The following is a 16837-nucleotide window of genomic DNA, read 5'->3' on the forward strand; positions in this document are numbered from 1 at the left end:
CATTCTTACTGCAGCGAGGATGCCATGAGAGTTGGCTGGGTTGGTGGATTTCTGGTGGTGCTTGGCGGGGTAGCGGGGGCGCAGGGAGTGACTGCTCGCGCGGCTGATGTGCGTGAGGTGCATGTTGCGGTGCAACTGCGAACCGAGAATGGCGATCCTGTGACGGATCTGGAGGCCAGGGACTTCAAGGTGCTGGCGGGTGGCTCGATGACGCTGCCGGGCGAGGTGAGGCAGCCGGTGGAAGGGGCTCATCACCAGGCGGCCGGGGTGCCAACTCGTCTGCTGGTGGTGTTGCAGAACGTCGATCCGGAGGGGAGGGCGTCGGTTGGTGCGAAGCTGGGAAAGGTCTGGAAGGCTGGTTGGAGCGTGAGCGTGCTGGACGCACAGGGGATGGAGTCAGGGTATGTATCCTCTGCGCCTGCTTTACGACTGGCGCTGGCGGGGGTGGAACGGCGAAGCTCGCCCAGGGCGGCGGTGGGGCGGTTGACGAGCTTTGCCGGACGGCGCGTGGTGTTTGTGGTGACGCAGCCTGGGGCGGCTCTGGGTGGGCCCACGGCGCGAGGCCTGCTGCAGTCCGGGGTTACGGTCTATCACGTTGGAGGGAATCCGCTGATTCAGGAATCGACCGATGAGAATGCCAGTATGAGCCCGCCGGTGACGAACGGGGCCACAGATGCCGTCAATGGAGGGATCGTGATTCCGGGCGGCCTTTCGACATACCGAAAACGGGGTAGAGAGACTGAAGAAGGCAGCTTCAGCGGTGCGGTGCGGGACGCGCTGAACGATGCAAACGGCTACTACGATTTGAAGGTGGCAGTCCCGGTGAATGTGCGGGAGGTGGAGCTTGGAGTGCGGCCAAAGGGACGTGAAGATGAAGTTCGGTACGTCTACGCAGAGCCGTATGAGGAGGGTGGCCTGCCGCCGGCCGTGAGAGTGATGAATGGGAAGGCATGGGGTGGGTGGTGATTGAGCGTCAGGGCTCCTGTTGAAGGGCGTTGGCCCAAGCGGGGAGAGATTCCTTTGAGGCGGTGTAGCAGTCTACGGTGGTGAGTTTGCGGCCGGTGGCCAAGTCGGCGAGGTTGCAGGTCATGCCGAAGTGCAAGGGTCCGGCCTCGTATGCGAGGATGGGGCACACGATGGCGTCGGCTTGACTACGGAGTTGCAGGGGTTAGGGAGTCTAGGAGGGCGCGGGTCTCGGCGAGGACTTCTTCGGCTTTGGGGCTGGTGAGGGGCCAGCGGAGGATGCCCTGGGGGGTGAACTGGGCGCCGCGTTTGGCGTTGCGGGCGATGATCTTCATGAGCAGGCCGGGATCGACCGTGGCGCTGGCCAGGGACGTATCGCCCAAGACGTTCTTCTCCGGGATGGCGAAGCGGATGTGGAGCATCTCGACGAAGGTCTTGATGGGTTGTTTGCGGTTGGCTGGGTTAGGGAGCTCGATCTGGGTGCGCTTGCGGTCGAGCTGGGCGATGCCGAGGCGCTCTGCCTGGAGGCGTAGCTCGCCGGCTGCGAGGAGATTCAATACGGTCTCGGGTGGTGCGCCGTAGCGGTCGTGAAGCTCGCTGCGGACGTCGTCGATGGTGGCCTGGTCGAGTGCGCCGGCGATGCGCTTGTACATGCGCAGGCGCTGGTTCTCTTCGGGGATGTAGTCGGCGTCGATGCGGACGGAGATGCCGAGGTTGAGGACGGTGGTCTCGGAAGGCTTGTCCTGCTCACCCTTGAGCTTGTTGACGGCCTCTTCCAGCATGGTGGTGTACATCTCAAAGCCGATGGCTTCGATGTGGCCGGACTGCTCGCCGCCGAGCATGTTGCCCGCGCCTCTTAGCTCTAAGTCGAGCGCTGCGATCTTGAAGCCTGCGCCGAGGTCCGAGAACTCCTTGAGGGCGGCGAGGCGGCGGCGTGCGATCTCGGTGAGTTCGGTGTCAGGCGGGATGAGCAGGTAGGCGTAGGCGCGGCGATTGCTGCGGCCTACGCGCCCTCGGAGTTGGTACAACTCCGATAACCCATGGCGATCAGCCCGGTTGATGATGATGGTGTTGGCGAGCGGGATGTCGAGCCCGTTTTCAATGATGCTGGTGGCGACGAGGACGTCGTACTCATGGTTCATGAAGGCGAGCATGACGCGTTCGAGCTCGGCCTCCGGCATCTGGCCGTGGCCTACGATGACGCGGGCTGAGGGGACCTGCTCGCGGATCATGCTGGCCATCTCATAGATGGTCTCGACGCGGTTGTGGACGAAGTAGGACTGGCCGCCGCGCTCGAGCTCCATCTCGATGGCAGTGCGGACCAGCTTCTCGTCGAACTTGGCGACGATGGTCTGGATGGCCATGCGGTCTTTGGGCGGAGTCTCGATGACGGACATATCCCGCAGGCCGACGAGCGACATGTGGAGCGTGCGGGGGATGGGCGTGGCGGACATGGCGAGGACGTCGATGGCGGCGCGCATCTGCTTCAGGCGCTCCTTGTGACGGACGCCGAAGCGCTGTTCTTCATCGACGACGAGCAGCCCGAGGTCCTGGAACTTGAGCTTCTGGCCGAGGACGGCGTGGGTGCCGATGAGGATGTCGACCTTGCCCTGCTCGGTCTGCTCCATGATCTCGGCTTTTTCCTTGGCAGTGCGGAAGCGGGAGAGCATCTCCACCTTGACGGGGAAATTGGCGAAGCGCTTCTTGAAGGACTCGAAGTGCTGAAAGGAGAGGACGGTGGTGGGGGTAAGGATTGCCACCTGCTTGGAGTCCTGCACGGCCTTGAACGCCGCGCGCATGGCGACCTCTGTCTTGCCGTAGCCGACGTCTCCGCAGAGGAGGCGGTCCATGGGCTGGGTGGACTCCATGTCTCGCTTGATGTCTGCGATGGCTGCGAGCTGGTCGTCTGTCTCATTGAAAGGGAAGGCGTCTTCGAACTCGCGCTGGAGGTTGTTGTCCGGGCTGAAGGCTGTGCCTTGCGCGGCTTTGCGCTGGGCGTAGAGCTTGATGAGCTCGCCGGCCATATCCGCCATGGCTTTTTTGACGCGGGCCTTGGTCTTCTGCCAGGCGGGGTTGCCGAGCTTGTTGAGCACGGGCGCAGGCCCGGTCTCCGTGCTGCGGTACTTCTGGATGAGGTCCAGGCGGGTCAGGGGGACGTAGAGCTTGGCCTGGTCTGCGAACTCGAGGATCATGAGCTCGAGAGGGTTGTCGGTGTCTTCTTCCAGCACGCGCAGGCCGCAGTACTGGGCTATGCCGTGTTCTACATGCACCACGTAATCCCCGACAGCCAGGTCGCGGAAGTCGGAGATGAAGGCGGAGGTCTTGGACTTGCGCGTGGCGGGGCGGGCGGTGATGTCGGCTTCGTCGGTGAGGTCGTTCGCGCCGAAGACGATGAGCTGACGGGCGGTGCTTGGGATCAGGTCAAGAATCTGCACGCCGTTGGCGATGGGGACGCGCACGATGACCGGCGTGCTGACGTTGCCGGCGAGATAGGAGGACTCGGAGTACATGGTCTCGGAACCCGGGGCCATATTGCGGGAGCCGAGACGGTAGGGAACCCCATACTCCTGCAGCAGGCCGGCGAGGCGTTCGACCTCGCCCTGGTTGGGCGCGGTAAGGAGGATGCGGTTGTCCGCGCTGGGGCTGGTAAGGGTCTTGAGCTGATCGATCAGGGCCGGGATGGAGCCGTGAAAGCGCATCGTCGGCCGGGAGTGGAACTCGACCTCCGAGAGATCGCTGCGGTCGGCGTCGAGGACGTCTACCGCGCCGAGCTGGTCGAGCTCTGCGCCGCAGAAGCCGCGGATGCGGTCATCGAGCTCCCAGGGGGAGACGTAGAGGTCTTCCGGCCGGATGAGGTTGCCGATGCCGCTGCGCTCATGGCGCTGCTCGACCTTATTCCACCAGCGCTCGCCTTGATTCTTGAGCATGGAGGGCTCTTCGACGAAGACGCGGGTCTGCGGGCCGAGGAGGTCGAGGAGCGTCTTGGTGGCTCCGGCGACGGGCGCGAAGAACTCCCAGCCGGGGAAGACGGTTGCATCTGCGCCGGTGCGGGTGGACACGTGGGTCTGGAGCTCAGCCGGCGTATCGCCGCCTTCCAGGATCGCTGCGGCTGCGGAGCCTGAACGGGTGAGGCGGGCGTTGATGGCTTCGAGGACCTTTTCCGTGATGGGGATCTCGGTCAGCGGGAGCAGGAGTGCGGTGTCGAGCTGCGAGCTGCTGCGCTGGGTTTCGGGGTCGAACTTGCGGATGGACTCGATCTCATCGCCGAAGAAGTCGATGCGGATGGGCCGGTCCATCTCGGGCGAGTAGACGTCCAGGATGCCGCCGCGCAGGGTGAGCTGGCCGGGCATCTCGACGACGTCGACGCGGGTGTAGCCGACGGAGAGGAGGTGCTCGACGAGCATGTCCGGGAGGTACTCTTCGTTGACGCGCAGGCGCAGCGCGAGGGCGGAGTAGAAGTCTGCGGGGAAGAGCTTGAGGCAGGCCGACTCGATGGGCGCGATGACGAGCTTGGCCGACTTGCTGGTGATCTTCCAGAGGGAGGCGGCGCGGGTCTCCTGGATCTCGGGGTGCGGAGAGAGGCTTTCAAAGGGCAGGACATCGTGAGCCGGGAGGCGGACGATGGAGGCGGGGTCGAGCGCGCCGGTGAGCTCGCAGGTGGCGAGGATGGCCTGATGGAGAGCCTCGGCGGCCTTGTTGTCCGCGACGAGGATGAGCGCGGGGCTCTCTGACGCGGCGGCGAAGAGCGGCAGGTACAGGGCGCGGGCGGTGAAGGTAAGACCGGCGACGCGGCGGCGGCCCTGGCCGGAGACAAGGTGGCGGCGAACGCGGTCGTAGGAGGCAGAGAGTTTTAGGTCGGCGACGAGATCGCGGACGAAGGGAAGGATCATGCTGGCTTTAGTTTATAAGAGAGCCGCTTTCAGGCGTGGTCGGCGGTGGTTCTGTAACCGAAGAAGCGTAGGATTTCGATGCGGTGGAAGCTGCATCCTATCGCTGAGTTGGCTGGGAACGGGGCATTCAAAATCAAGATGACACGAATAAAGCGATGGTACGGCCTGCTGGGCTGCGGTGTCCTGGCGGCACTGGCTGGTTTGATGGCACAAGGTGCGGGCGCGCAGGAGGCCCCCCCGGCACCCGCTGCGAAGCCGTTCTTTGCGCGCTGGGGAGATTTTTATCGCGGAGACTGGGCACCTCCTGCGGTGCAGGCAGCCTCGGCGCAGGATGCGGCTGCTGCTCCAACGCGGCGGGGCCTGCCATCGCCTCTGGATTCGCCCCCGTTTCCGAACTCGGACTGGTCGTATGGTGGGTCGCCGGTGATTGGCGAGCCGGACGGGCAGAGCTATCCGCTGATGTCAGCCATCAATGGCGCCAAGTCGCGCGTGAAGGTCTATGGATGGGTCGAGCCTACGGTGAATGGGAGCACGTCCGCGCATGACAACTTCCCGGTGGCCAACGATGAGACGGCGAATCGGTTGGAGCTGAACCAGTTTGTCCTCTATGTGGAACGGCTGCCGGATACAGTGCAGCAGAAGCACTTCGACTGGGGCTTCCATCTGACGTCGCTGGTGGGGACGGACTACCGCTTCACGACCGGCAAGGGCTACTTCTCCGGGCAGTTGCTGAACAAGAACAACAGCTATGGGTTCGATCCATCGCTTGAGTATGTGGACCTTTACTTCCCGAAGGTGGCGAAGGGGATGAACGTGCGGGTGGGGCGGTATATCTCGATCCCGGGGATTGAGGCTCAGCTTGCGCCGAACAACTACACCTTCTCGCACTCGCTGCTGTACTCGATCGATCCATTTACGGATACGGGCGTGCTCGCGACGGTGAAGCTGACGGATCAGTGGCTGGTGCAGGGAGGCTTGAGCGCGGGGCATGATGTCGCGCCGTGGACGAGCGATGCGAAGCCCTCCGGCACGGCCTGCGTGAGCTATACGACGAAGTCCGTGAACGACAACGTCTACGTGTGCGCGAACGGCATCAACAGCGGTAAGTACGCGTACAACAACCTGCAGCAGTATGACGCGACCTGGTATCACAAGTTCTCGAAGCGGCTGCACTCCGCGACTGAGTCGTACTTCATGTACGAGCGGGATGTGCCTTCGGTGGCGGGGCCGGTTGTGCCGGAGACGGGGGCCAATGGGGCGTTCTGCCGTGCGGGGGTGAATCGGTGTACGGCTCCGGAGTGGGCGGCGGTGAACTTCCTGCAATACGAAGCGAACGCGCATAACTTCTTCAGCCTGCGGACTGACTTTCTGAACGATAAGAAAGGCCAGCGGACGGCGTACCAGACGCGCTACTCGGAGGAGACGGTCTCGTGGACGCACTGGTGGGGGACTACCGTGCAGTTGCGGCCGGAGATGCGGTTCGACCGGGCGTGGGACCGGGCGGCTTATGGCAAGGGAACGCACCAGAATCAGTTCACGGTGGCGTCCGATCTGATTTTTCATTTCTAAGGGCATTTGAGCGACTGATATATTTCATCTCAAAGATCCAAACAAATTGAGGTGAGGCGAACCATGGCGATGAAGCTTCTGGGTGCGGCGGCGTTGGTGTTTTCTGTGGCGGTTGTTCCGGTAGCCGGTTTTCAGATTGCCAGGGCGCAGACGGCGACCGCGTATCAGAAGCCACCGGCGGCAATCGAGCAGTTGCTGGACGCGCCGGAGACTCCCTTGGTGAGTGTTTCGCCGAACCGGAAGATGCTCCTGATCGAGCAGCCCGCCTCGTTTCCTACGATTGCGGATGTGGCGCAGCCCCGGCTGCGGCTGGCTGGGATTCGGTTCAACCCGGTGGCGAGCGCACCGGCGGGCAGTGGGGATAGCTACTCGATCAGCCTGAAGCTGCAAGGCGTGGAGGGCGGTGCGGCCAGGGCGGTGACCGGACTGCCGGCAAAGTTGAAGGCTACGAACGCGATGTGGTCTCCGGATAGCAAGCATGTGGTGTTTGTTCAGCGGGTCGATGCGAGCGCACCGGGCGGGCCCGGGCTTCAGTTGTGGGTGATCGATGCGGCGAGCGGGGCGGCGCATCGGGTGGGGTTGGTGAAGCTGAATGGCGTGCTGGGCTCGCCGTGTGCGTGGATGCCGGATAGCGCGGCCGTGCTGTGCCACGTCGTACCGGTGCGGGGCGCTGCGCCCAGGTTGAGCGACGTGCCGGCGGGGCCGAACGTCGAGGAGAACCTGGGCAAGGCTACGCCTGCTCCGACGTATGAGGACATGCTGAAGACCGCGCAGGATGCGGACCAGTTTGAGTACTACTCGACCTCACAGCTTGCGATCGTACCGCTCACGGGCCCGGTGAAGCTGCTGCCCGTGAAGGGCTTGATCGATACGGCGCGGCCATCGCCCGATGGCAAGTACGCGCTGGTGGATGTGATTCATCGTCCCTTCGGCTTCACGGTTCCGTATGAGCGATTTCCGCGCAAGACGGAGATCGTGACGTTGAAGACCGGCACGGCGAAGGACGTGTACGACCGCCCGCTCGTCGACAATCTGCCGATCAGCCGTGATGCCGTCGAGCCAGGCCCGCGCGACTACCAGTGGCGGAGCGATGTGCCTGCAACCCTTGTGTGGGTTGAGGCGGCCAACAATGGTATGCCGGTGAAGGAGGGCGTGGCTGATCGCATCATGGCACTGCCTGCTCCGTTCGAGGGCAAAGGTGAGGTGATCTATGAGGCCTCGCTGCGGATTTCGCGCGGCGGCTTTGGCGGCGCGCGTGGGATCGAGTGGGGCAACGATCACCTTGCCCTCGTAACTGAGGCCCGTTTCTCCGACCGCAAGACGATGATGGTGGCGTTCGATCCGTCGGCCGTGGGCAAGACGAAGACACTTTATGCGGGCTCCTCTCAGGACCGGTATAAGAATCCCGGACGGCCGATGACGATGATGAACGCGACCGGGCAGATGGTGCTGAAGCTCACGGGCGATGGGACTGGAATTTACTTCTCTTCGCTGGGTTCTTCTCCCACCGGAGACCGGCCGTTTGTGGGCGTGATGCCGGTGGGTGGCGGAGCTGAGAAGATCCTGGTGCGCTCTGCCGATCCTTACTACGACGAGCCGGTTGCGCTGCTGTCAGACGACAAGGTGCTGATCCGCCGGGAGAGCGCGGCGAGGTCGCCGAACTACTTTGCGGAGGCGCTGACGGGAGGCGCGGCGGTGCAGGTGACGCAGTTCGCTTCACCGTACGCGGGCATCAATATGCCGACCAAGCAGCTTCTAAAGTACAAGCGCAAGGACGGCGTGGATCTCACGGCGACGCTATGGGTGCCGTACGGCTACGACAAGAGCCAGGGACCCTTACCCACGCTGATGGAGGCGTATCCGGCGGAGTTCAAGACGCGCAGCGCTGCGAGCCAGGTGGCGGGTTCTCCCAATCGCTTCCCGCGGATCAACTGGGGTTCTCCGGTATACTTCGCGCAGGTCGGCTACGCCGTGTTGCAGGATGCGAGCATCCCCATCATCGGCGAGGGCGATTCGCAGCCGAACGACACCTATGTCGAGCAGCTAGTCGATGGGGCCAAGGCTGCGGTGGATTATGGCGTGTCGCTGGGTGTAGTCGATCCCAAGCGGGTAGCGGTCATGGGGCACAGCTACGGTGCGTTCATGACGGCGAACCTGCTGGCGCATACGAACATCTTCCGGGCGGGCATCGCCAGGAGCGGTGCCTACAACCGCACGCTGACTCCGTACGGATTCCAGAACGAGGAGCGCACATACTGGCAGGACCCCAAGGTCTACTTCGATATGTCGCCCTTCAGCTATGCGGACAAGATCAAGACGCCCATCCTGCTGATCCACGGAGAGGCGGACGACAACACCGGCACCTACCCCATCCAGAGCGAGCGGTTCTACGCGGCGCTGAAGGGGCAGGGCGCGACGGTGCGGCTGGTGTTTCTGCCGCTCGAAGCTCACCACTACGTGGCGCATGAGAGCCTGCAGCACATGTTGTGGGAGATGGACCGTTGGCTGGACACGTATGTGAAGCCGGTCCAGTAGTCCCCCCCCTCCACCCCATTTTTGATCCAAACTATTCAAAGGAAATGGGTTAGGTCTTGATACGCGATTGTGGTGCCCATTGGTGATGGGCAACAAGTCACGCGGATAAGAAGGATGGAGATAAGAGGTTGATGACCTTTTTGGCGATGGTGGGTCTATCTGTTCAGTTGGTTATTTCTGACTCCGGAGTCGGGAAACAGTATGGGTACTGAAGCGATCGGATTGAGCGTTGAGGGAGAGTTGTCGCCGGTGCTTGCGACGATTCGTCGGCCTGGGATTAGTACGTTTGCTGCCAGTTTAGTGCTCGGAGCGGTAGAATCTCCGGTAATGGCGAAGGCAGCGATCGAACCCGGGACACGCAATGGCGGGAAGCTGACGGCAGCCCAGTTGGAGGCTCGTGCGCTCCAGCGGGTTGAGGACGATGAGCTGATCCGTCAGGCGCAGAAGGGCGAGCGCACTGCATTCGATTCGCTGGTTCGGCGCTACGACCAGAGCGTCTTGCGGCTGGCTCTGCATATGCTCGGCAATGAACAGGACGCGCAGGACGTGCATCAGGAGGCGTTCATCAAGGCGTATCGGCACCTGGGTAACTTCCGGTTTGAGTGCTCGTTTTATACGTGGCTTTACCGGATTGTGACGAACCTTTGCCTGGATCAGTTGCGGCGGCGGAAGTCTCGCCGGGAAGATCCCGCGACGGTGCTCGATTCGAGCGGCGATGAGATGGACCTGATGGCCAACGTGACGGATGACCGGGCGATGGCGAATCCGGGCCGTGAGCTTGACCGGAAGGTGATGGGCGAGAGGATTGCCTCGGCGCTGGAGAAGCTGACGCCGCGGGAACGGACGGTCTTTGAGTTGAAGCACTACCAAGGGCTCAAGCTTCGGACGATTGGCGAGATGCTGAGTACGACCGAGGAGACGGCGAAGAATACTTTGTTCCGGGCTACGCGGAAGTTGAGGCTGAATCTGGTGGAGTTGAAGGGGCTGTAAAAGCAGGGACCAGGGACCAGGGACTGGAAAGCGTTGCAAGGATTGTGTTCTGTATTGGCTCACTGGGCGATAGACCTGGGAGTAGCAAGGCAAATTTAGAGGCTGGACGAGGCGAAGATCATGAACTGCGAAGGGGCACGGGATCACATTATCCTGGCGGCGTACGGAGAGCTGCCGGATGAAGAGGCTATCGGGTTGGAGCTGCATCTGGCGAGCTGCCAGGAGTGCCTTCAGGAGCTGAATACGTTGCGTGAGATGGATTCGCTGATGGCGCTGAATCCCGTGATGGAACCGGACCCGAACTTTCTGGCGCAGAGCCGGATGAAGCTGGACGAGGCACTGGATGCTATCCCGCAGGGCAGCGCGTGGATGGTCTTCCGAGCGAACGCAGGGGCTTGGTGGGGTCATCTCAGCGGTGCGCCGGCGCTGGCGACCTTACTGGTGGGTGTGGGGTTCATTGGCGGTCATCTAACGCATCGGTATCAGGTGGATCACGCTGCCAAGGTGCCGTTTCCGATGGTGCTGACGGATACGACGGGCGGCGGGATCAGGACGGTGACCGGGGTGCAGTCGCTTCCGGGCGATATGGTGCAGGTCAGCTTTGAGCGGATGGTGCCGGAGATGGCGCAGGGTTCACTGGACGATCCGCAGATCAAGAAACTCTTGATGGTGGGGACGATGGCGGCGGCTACGCCCGTCGTTCGTCTGGACTCGGTTGTTCTGCTTGCAGACCAGTGCAAGACGGGTCATGCGTGCAGGAGTGAGGACGACGGCGACGTGCGCAAGACGCTGCTGACTGCGCTGCGCACGGACAAAAGCCCGGTGGTCCGGATGAAGGTGCTTGAAGGATTGCAGCCTTATGTGAGCCAGGATGAACGTGTGCGGGATGCGGTGTCTCAGGCGCTGCTGACGGATGCGAGCCTTGCGGTGCGGACCAAGGCGGTGGCTGTGCTGCAGCCGGTGCAGTCGGATTCCAGCGTGCGTCAGGCGCTCAGGACGGTCTCGACGACGGACGTGAATCCTTATCTGCGCACGGTGAGCATGCAGGCGCTGGGGGATAGCGCTTCACTCCAGTAAAAGGGCAGTGTGGGGCAGTGGTCAGGAGTGAAGGGGCAGTGCGATGGATAGGCGGTTGGTCGTTGGGGTGATTGTCGTTGCGGCTGGCCTGGGGCTGGCTTCGGCGGCGTTTGGGTTGGGGAGGCCGCGGGGGGTGGTTGCGGGACTGCATGGGGCTGGCTCGCATACGGTGCCGGGGTACCTGGGGATCAATGTGCGGACGGTGAGCGAGGAGCGGGTGGCTGCGCTGAAGCTCAAGGATGGGCGTGGCGCGGAGATCGTGCAGGTGGATCACGATGGGCCGGCCGGCAAGATGGGGCTGCGCGAGCATGACGTGGTGCTGCAGATGAATGGCGTTGCGATCGAAGGCGAGGAACAGATGCGGCGGATGCTGCGCGATATGCCGCCGGGGCGGAACGTATCACTGGTGATCGTGCGCGATGGCTCCGGGCAGATGACAGTGACAGCACAGATGGCGGACCGGACGAAGGTGGAGCAGCAGGCCTGGGCGAACCATCTCCGGCCGGGCGATGCGGTGGGTGGCGGGCCGCAGGCTCTGGCTGCTGGGCTGCCTGCCGGATCGGTCGATGATGAAGTCATTGATGGTGGGACGGTTGGGCCGCCGGTCAATGGCGGGAAGTACTCGAAGGGATTTCTGGGGACGCTGTTGATGAGCCCTTCTTATACGGGCGTGGTGCTGGAGAAGATGGGGCCGCAGTTGGCTTCGTTCTTTGGCTCGCAGAACGGGCGTGGGCTGCTGGTGCGGAGCGTCGAGGTGAACAGCCCGGCGGCGCAGGCGGGGATGCAGGCCGGGGATGTGGTGGTGAAGGCGAACGCGCAGATGGTTGCAAGCATGGGGGACTGGGCGAAGCAGATCAAAGAGGCGAAGGGGCATCCGGTGACGGTAACGGTGTTGCGGGATAAGTCGGAACGGACGCTGACGCTGGTGCCGGACGGGAAGAAGCGGTCTGGGCTGGAACGGAAGGGGACCGGGTACGATATGGCGGGGGATGGGGTTGTGGTGGCGGGCTTGGTGGGGTTGTAGGGTGAGGCTGCAAGGGTTGTACTGGCTTTAGGCGAATGTAAAGATCTGGCGGTACACTCTATCCCGAGTGAGGATCTATGAATCGCGTTGTGTACGGCCTTTTGAGATGTATATCGGCCTTGATGATTGTCTGTGTTGCGGGATGTGGGGCTGGTGCTGGTTCCTCAGCCTCTTCGGGTTTGGGACTTGCGATCGTGGTGCAGCCTAAGAATCAGAGTGTGCCCATGGGGCTGAGTGGGAGCTTCACAGTACAGGCGGATGATTCGCTGGGCGGGGCTGGACTTCACTACCAATGGAGCCGCAATGGGACGTTAATTGCCGGGGCGACTTCCAGCAGCTATACAACGGCAGCGACGGCGTTCAGCGATAGTGGGTCCACGTTCACGGTGCTCGTCAGTGACGCCTCTGGTTCTGTTGCAAGTAACGCCGCGTCGCTGACGGTGACGGCGCGTGCTCCGAAGGCGGGAGACCTGCGGTTTCAGCAGGTGGATGCGGCTTCCACGGTTAACGGATATGTATTCGATGACGGCCTACTTCATGATGTGGCATGTCCTCTACAAGGCGGTGGAGGCACCACGGTTACAGGCAAGTCTGCTACAGGCACGGCCTTTTATCTTGCAAACGACCATTGTTCTTATCAGTTCGATACATTCGATCTGCCTGCCGGGACCACAGGGCTGAGCGTTGGCTATGCCGATGTGGGCTTGCCGGATTATCAAAGCGTTCTCGATGGGACGTTGTTGCCGCCCAACTCCCCAGCACCGAACGATCCAGGTTCGGTGATCAACTCGCTGAACCTCGACCCAGTGAATAACACAGTCGCGCTTAGTTTCATTAACAGCGATAATTCCTCCGGTTTCGATCGCGCGACGTATACGCTGCCAGCCTCCGGATTGCAGGCGGCGGCTACGCAGGAGGGGCTGAAAGGACGAGTGGTGACGGCGATCTCCTATGACGGGAGTCAGGCGACGTTCTTGTCTTATGGATGGAAGGGCGATCCTTCCACCGTATACGAGGCCAAGGCAATGCTTGCCACGCTCTCTACTGCTCTAACCGCAGCGCAGGAGTTGGCGAGCGAAGGCTACATCATCACGGCCACCGCTAACAGCCAGGCAGCCGATAGTGGAGTCATTCTGCTGGGGACTCGGGTACAAGGCGACACGATGGCAAGGCCGATTTTGGTGGGCGATGCCGAGGCGGGAACGCAGTATGCGGTGTTCTCCGGCGGATATGCGGTCGTGGCGGTGGTCTATCAGTATCTCCAGAACAATGGGGTTTTATGGAACTACATTGGGGAAAGATAGCTTCCGTTGGTGGACAACCTAAAAGCAAGGGCAAACGCAGATTCCCTTCGGGAATGACAACAAAAGCGACAACACGAGCAGGTGCGTTTGTTTGGACAGGCCGGGTATTTGCTAGGCTAAGGGCAATGTCGATTGATGAGGTGGTTCCTGTGCTCGATGTGCATCCCCCGCATGAAGCGGTTCATGGCTGGCGCGATTTTTTACTGCACCTGCTGACGATCACGATTGGGCTGCTGATTGCTCTGAGCCTCGAAGGAATGGTGGAGTGGGAGCATCATCGCCACCTGGTGCATGAGGCTGAGGCGAGTCTCCACGCGGAGATCAAGTCGAACTCCGACGGGCTTCAGAAGATGCTGACCGAGGTGGAGAAACAGCAGTCGCTGCTGAAGCAGGATGTGGTGACGCTGAAGGGCTTCATGGCGAAGCCGAAGCCGAAGCATGGAACGATGGAGATCGGATTCCATATCTCGAACTTCGATAGCGTGAGCTGGAAGACGGCGCAATCGACCGGCGCGCTGGCCTATATGCCGTATGGCAAGGCGCAGGAGTTTGCGGAGATCTACTCGACGCAGGATGAGTTGCAGGCGGCGGAGCAGGTGGCTGCACGGGATGCCATTATCAGCTTGGCGCCGTTTATGAATTCGGAGGAGAAGGACCCCGATCCGGATGCGGCGGAAGCCAATGCGATCAAGGACAAGATCGAGGTGCTCCAGGGACAGTTGCTGCTGGTGGACTCGCTGGTGAAGGGGCTGGACCAGGAGTACAAGAAGTTTCTGGCGGCACATTCGGAGTAAAGGGAGGCCCCGCTCATGGGTTGAGCGGGGCCTTGGAGGTGCGGCTTATTTGGGGGTTACGCCGGGGTCGGTGTAGCCGTTGTGGTTGCGGTCGTAGATGCCCTTGGAGGTGCGGTCCTGCTGGCGGGCGACGGTGTGGCGATCCTGCGCGGTGAGGTGGCCGTTATCGGCGGCGCGCATGCTGTGCTCCTCTGACGAGATGCGGGCCTGGTTGGCTTCCGCGTGGGCTGCACCCTTGGGCGTGATCTGGCCGTCGCGTACGCCGTGGTTGATGCGGGCCTGCTGGTTGGTCTGGCGCGCGCGGATGGAGTGGCGCTGGGCATAGGTGGTGTGCTGCGCAAACGCTGCGGAGACGGGTGCGACTGCAAGCGAGACCGCAAGAAAAAGGGAAGTGAGTTTCATGGCATTGCTCCTTTATTTTTATGCAGATGCCCTTTGTTTTGGCGTCTACAGCGTGCCCCTATGAGAACCCCCGGTCGCGTGATAAGGTTGCGCGATCTTCAGGAAAGTGAACCGAATAAAAAGTTGCGGTGGAACGGCTGATAGGCTGGAGTTTCTTTAGGAGTTTTCGTATGGCAGAGGTTCAGCGGGAGGGAATGTACCTGGTGCTGCCGGTGCCGTTCCGGGTGGTGAACGGCGAGTACTTTGTTGAGGCGCAGGCCGCGAATGGGCTGGACCGTTGGGCGGATCACTTTGAGCGCCTGGTGGTGGCTGCGCCGGTGATTCCGGAGGAGATGGTCGCGAGGCTTTCCGGGTTTGTCTGGCGGAGCTTGAGTACGCTGGAGCATCGGACGCGGGTGATGGTGCAGGCGCTGCCGTGGGCTTACTCGCCAGGGACGTTTTTGCGGGAGATGAGGCGCGTGCGGCAGATGATGGCGGCCTCGATTGCGGGCGCGGAGCATCTGCAGTTTGCCATCGGCGGGCTGGTGGGGGATTGGGCTGCGGTGGCGGCGCTCGAAGCCAGGAAGCAGAAGCGGAAGTATGCGATCCATACCGACCGGGTGGAGCATGAGCTGATCCGGAAGACCGCGAAGGGGGCGTCGCTGATGCGGCGGCTGCGGGTGATGGTGGAGGCTCCGTTGATGGAGCGGTATCACCGGTGGGTGATCGAGGGCTGCTCGCTGGGGCTGTGGCATGGGGATGACTGCTACAGGGCTTATGCACCGTGGTGCGACGAGAGTCACCTGGTGCATGACGTTCATACCAAGGCGAACGACCTGATTGGCGCGGTGGAGCTGGTGCAGAAGCTCGAGGACCTTGAACGCGAAGGAGCGTTGCGGGTCGTGTATGCGGGGCGGTTGGACCCCATGAAGGCTCCGCTGGAGTGGGTGTCGGCGATTGGGGCGGCGAGGGATGGCGGGGTGGAGCTGGAGGCGGTCTGGTATGGAGAGGGCGCGATGCTGGATGATGCTCGGCGGGAGAGTGTACGGGTGGGGCTGGAGAGGGTGATCCGTTTTGGCGGTTTTGTGGCGGACAGGGCGGCGATGCTGGAGCATCTGCGCGGGGCGCATGCACTGGTCTTCACGCATGTGACGCCGGAATCGCCGAGGATCTTGATTGAGGCGCTGGTCTCAGGGACGCCGATCCTGGGGTACGCCAATGCGTATGCGAAGAATCTGCTGGCGGGGAAGGGCGGGGGGGAGTTGGTGGAGGTGCATGACACCGGGGGCCTGGGGGCTTTGATTGCGGAGATGGCGCGTGACCGGACGAGACTACGGCGGCTGACGCTGGAGGCCGCGGCGAACGGGCGGCGCTTCACGGATGAGGCGGTCTTTGCGGAGCGGAGCAAGCTGGTGAAGCGGTTTGCCTAGCCTGACCGCGCTCAGCGTTTAGCGATTCCTGAGGGTGTCATACGGGAGCGCAAGCAGCTTGCTGACGAGGCCGGAGAGGCGCTGCAGCGGGGCTGAAAGGTCGTTGGCAAGGGCAGTGGCATCAGCAGCACTGTGACCCTCGGAGGCCAGGTAGACGACGTTGGTGAGGCTCTGGAGCGGGTTGTTGATCTCGTGCGCCAGGGTGTGGGCCATGGCGGCTGCGGCTGTGTTGCTGGCCTGCTGCAGGAGGGTCTTCTGCTGGGACTGGTGGCGGACGGCCATGGCGGCGAAGTCGGCGAGAACCTGCATGAGCCGAAGGTCTTCGGAGTCGAACGCCTCCGGGCGGCCGTGCGCGACGACGTAGATGGTGCCGCGCGTGTCGTCTGCCTGCCACGGAAGCAGGAGGCCGTCGGTGACGACGGGGGCGGAGACGCCGAGGAGGTCGTAGAAGGGCTTGGTCACGCGGAAGAGCTGGGGGCGGCCGCGCTCCAGCGTAAGGGTGCAGGCGCTGGGATGGTGGGGGAGCGTGGCGTTGAGGAAGCCGGCGAACTCGCCTGCGGTGGCGACCCAGCGGTAGTAGTTTTCTTCGGTGCGGTTCTCCTGCTCGACGGAGATGCCCGCGCTGTCCGCGCCGCAGAGATCGATGGCGGCGTTGACGAGCTCCTGCAGGATGGTCTCGGGCGAGGAGACGAAGGCGTGGGTGAGGCGGCGCATGCCCTCCATCTGGACGGCCAGATCGCGGGTGTGGAGCTGGCGTGCAGTGAAGGATGGATCGGTGGAGAGTTCGAGCACCTCCAGGCCGGTGTCTACAGGTTGCTCCGGGCTGGGGTAAAGTGCGCTCATTAGAATGTTTGTACCACGTGGAAAGAGATGTTGGATA

13 protein-coding genes are annotated in these 16837 nt (G+C 62.5%); 9 read left to right on the forward strand and 4 right to left on the reverse strand.

Annotation, left to right across the window (positions count from 1 at the left end):
- Window positions 1–24: 24 nt before the first annotated feature.
- A complete protein-coding gene (locus ACIX9_RS01760) occupies window positions 25–966 on the forward strand; it encodes a hypothetical protein (RefSeq protein ID WP_013578754.1) in 942 nt (313 codons plus the stop codon).
- A gap of 7 nt (window positions 967–973) precedes the next feature.
- Here ACIX9_RS01760 and ACIX9_RS25535 read toward each other — a convergent pair whose 3' ends face one another.
- Window positions 974–1135, reverse strand: a complete 162-nt coding sequence (locus tag ACIX9_RS25535; RefSeq protein WP_013578755.1) for a hypothetical protein — start codon at window positions 1133–1135, stop codon at window positions 974–976.
- A gap of 16 nt (window positions 1136–1151) precedes the next feature.
- Window positions 1152–4853 carry a transcription-repair coupling factor gene (gene mfd, locus ACIX9_RS01765; protein ID WP_013578756.1) on the reverse strand — a complete coding sequence of 1234 codons (3702 nt, stop codon included), beginning with the start codon at window positions 4851–4853 and terminating at the stop codon, window positions 1152–1154.
- Window positions 4854–4991: 138 nt separating this feature from the next.
- On the opposite strand from mfd, the gene ACIX9_RS01770 reads away from it, so the two are divergent.
- The 7 genes from ACIX9_RS01770 (at window position 4992) to ACIX9_RS01800 (ending at window position 14146) form a co-directional block, all read left to right on the forward strand.
- Window positions 4992–6422, forward strand: coding sequence for an outer membrane beta-barrel protein (locus tag ACIX9_RS01770; protein WP_157477215.1), 1431 nt, complete (start codon window positions 4992–4994; stop codon window positions 6420–6422).
- 63 nt (window positions 6423–6485) lie between these two features.
- Complete coding sequence (locus ACIX9_RS01775; RefSeq protein WP_013578758.1) at window positions 6486–8957, forward strand: S9 family peptidase; 2472 nt, start codon at window positions 6486–6488, stop codon at window positions 8955–8957.
- A gap of 201 nt (window positions 8958–9158) precedes the next feature.
- The gene (locus tag ACIX9_RS01780) at window positions 9159–9947 is read left to right on the forward strand and encodes an RNA polymerase sigma factor (RefSeq protein WP_013578759.1); all 789 of its coding nucleotides are present in this window, start codon (window positions 9159–9161) and stop codon (window positions 9945–9947) included.
- Between the two features lie 120 nt (window positions 9948–10067).
- Window positions 10068–11024 carry a HEAT repeat domain-containing protein gene (locus ACIX9_RS01785; RefSeq protein ID WP_013578760.1) on the forward strand — a complete coding sequence of 319 codons (957 nt, stop codon included), beginning with the start codon at window positions 10068–10070 and terminating at the stop codon, window positions 11022–11024.
- A gap of 43 nt (window positions 11025–11067) precedes the next feature.
- On the forward strand, window positions 11068–12048 hold the full coding sequence (locus ACIX9_RS01790) for a PDZ domain-containing protein (RefSeq protein WP_013578761.1): 981 nt from the start codon (window positions 11068–11070) through the stop codon (window positions 12046–12048).
- A 179-nt stretch (window positions 12049–12227) separates the two neighbouring features.
- The gene (locus ACIX9_RS01795) at window positions 12228–13352 is read left to right on the forward strand and encodes a hypothetical protein (protein ID WP_198152135.1); all 1125 of its coding nucleotides are present in this window, start codon (window positions 12228–12230) and stop codon (window positions 13350–13352) included.
- 125 nt (window positions 13353–13477) lie between these two features.
- On the forward strand, window positions 13478–14146 hold the full coding sequence (locus ACIX9_RS01800) for a hypothetical protein (protein WP_013578763.1): 669 nt from the start codon (window positions 13478–13480) through the stop codon (window positions 14144–14146).
- A gap of 45 nt (window positions 14147–14191) precedes the next feature.
- Here ACIX9_RS01800 and ACIX9_RS01805 read toward each other — a convergent pair whose 3' ends face one another.
- The gene (locus tag ACIX9_RS01805) at window positions 14192–14548 is read right to left on the reverse strand and encodes a hypothetical protein (protein WP_013578764.1); all 357 of its coding nucleotides are present in this window, start codon (window positions 14546–14548) and stop codon (window positions 14192–14194) included.
- A 170-nt stretch (window positions 14549–14718) separates the two neighbouring features.
- Between ACIX9_RS01805 and ACIX9_RS01810 the strand changes: the two genes are divergently transcribed.
- A complete protein-coding gene (locus tag ACIX9_RS01810; RefSeq protein ID WP_013578765.1) occupies window positions 14719–15957 on the forward strand; it encodes a glycosyltransferase in 1239 nt (412 codons plus the stop codon).
- Window positions 15958–15975: 18 nt separating this feature from the next.
- On the opposite strand, the gene ACIX9_RS01815 is transcribed toward ACIX9_RS01810, so the two are convergent.
- Entirely contained in the window at window positions 15976–16800 is an 825-nt protein-coding gene (locus tag ACIX9_RS01815; protein ID WP_013578766.1) for a GAF domain-containing protein, read from the reverse strand.
- Between the last annotated feature and the right edge of the window lie 37 nt (window positions 16801–16837).

This window comes from Granulicella tundricola MP5ACTX9, from assembly GCF_000178975.2.
Taxonomy (GTDB): Bacteria; Acidobacteriota; Terriglobia; order Terriglobales; family Acidobacteriaceae; genus Edaphobacter; species Edaphobacter tundricola.

Coding starts and splice junctions, on each gene's coding strand:
- ACIX9_RS01760 (WP_013578754.1), top strand. CDS start 25: ATGAGAGTTGGCTGGGTTGGTGGATTTCTGGTGGTGCTTGGCGGGGTA.
- mfd (WP_013578756.1), bottom strand. CDS start 4,853: ATGATCCTTCCCTTCGTCCGCGATCTCGTCGCCGACCTAAAACTCTCT.
- ACIX9_RS01770 (WP_157477215.1), top strand. CDS start 4,992: ATGACACGAATAAAGCGATGGTACGGCCTGCTGGGCTGCGGTGTCCTG.
- ACIX9_RS01775 (WP_013578758.1), top strand. CDS start 6,486: ATGGCGATGAAGCTTCTGGGTGCGGCGGCGTTGGTGTTTTCTGTGGCG.
- ACIX9_RS01780 (WP_013578759.1), top strand. CDS start 9,159: ATGGGTACTGAAGCGATCGGATTGAGCGTTGAGGGAGAGTTGTCGCCG.
- ACIX9_RS01785 (WP_013578760.1), top strand. CDS start 10,068: ATGAACTGCGAAGGGGCACGGGATCACATTATCCTGGCGGCGTACGGA.
- ACIX9_RS01790 (WP_013578761.1), top strand. CDS start 11,068: ATGGATAGGCGGTTGGTCGTTGGGGTGATTGTCGTTGCGGCTGGCCTG.
- ACIX9_RS01800 (WP_013578763.1), top strand. CDS start 13,478: ATGTCGATTGATGAGGTGGTTCCTGTGCTCGATGTGCATCCCCCGCAT.
- ACIX9_RS01805 (WP_013578764.1), bottom strand. CDS start 14,548: ATGAAACTCACTTCCCTTTTTCTTGCGGTCTCGCTTGCAGTCGCACCC.
- ACIX9_RS01810 (WP_013578765.1), top strand. CDS start 14,719: ATGGCAGAGGTTCAGCGGGAGGGAATGTACCTGGTGCTGCCGGTGCCG.
- ACIX9_RS01815 (WP_013578766.1), bottom strand. CDS start 16,800: ATGAGCGCACTTTACCCCAGCCCGGAGCAACCTGTAGACACCGGCCTG.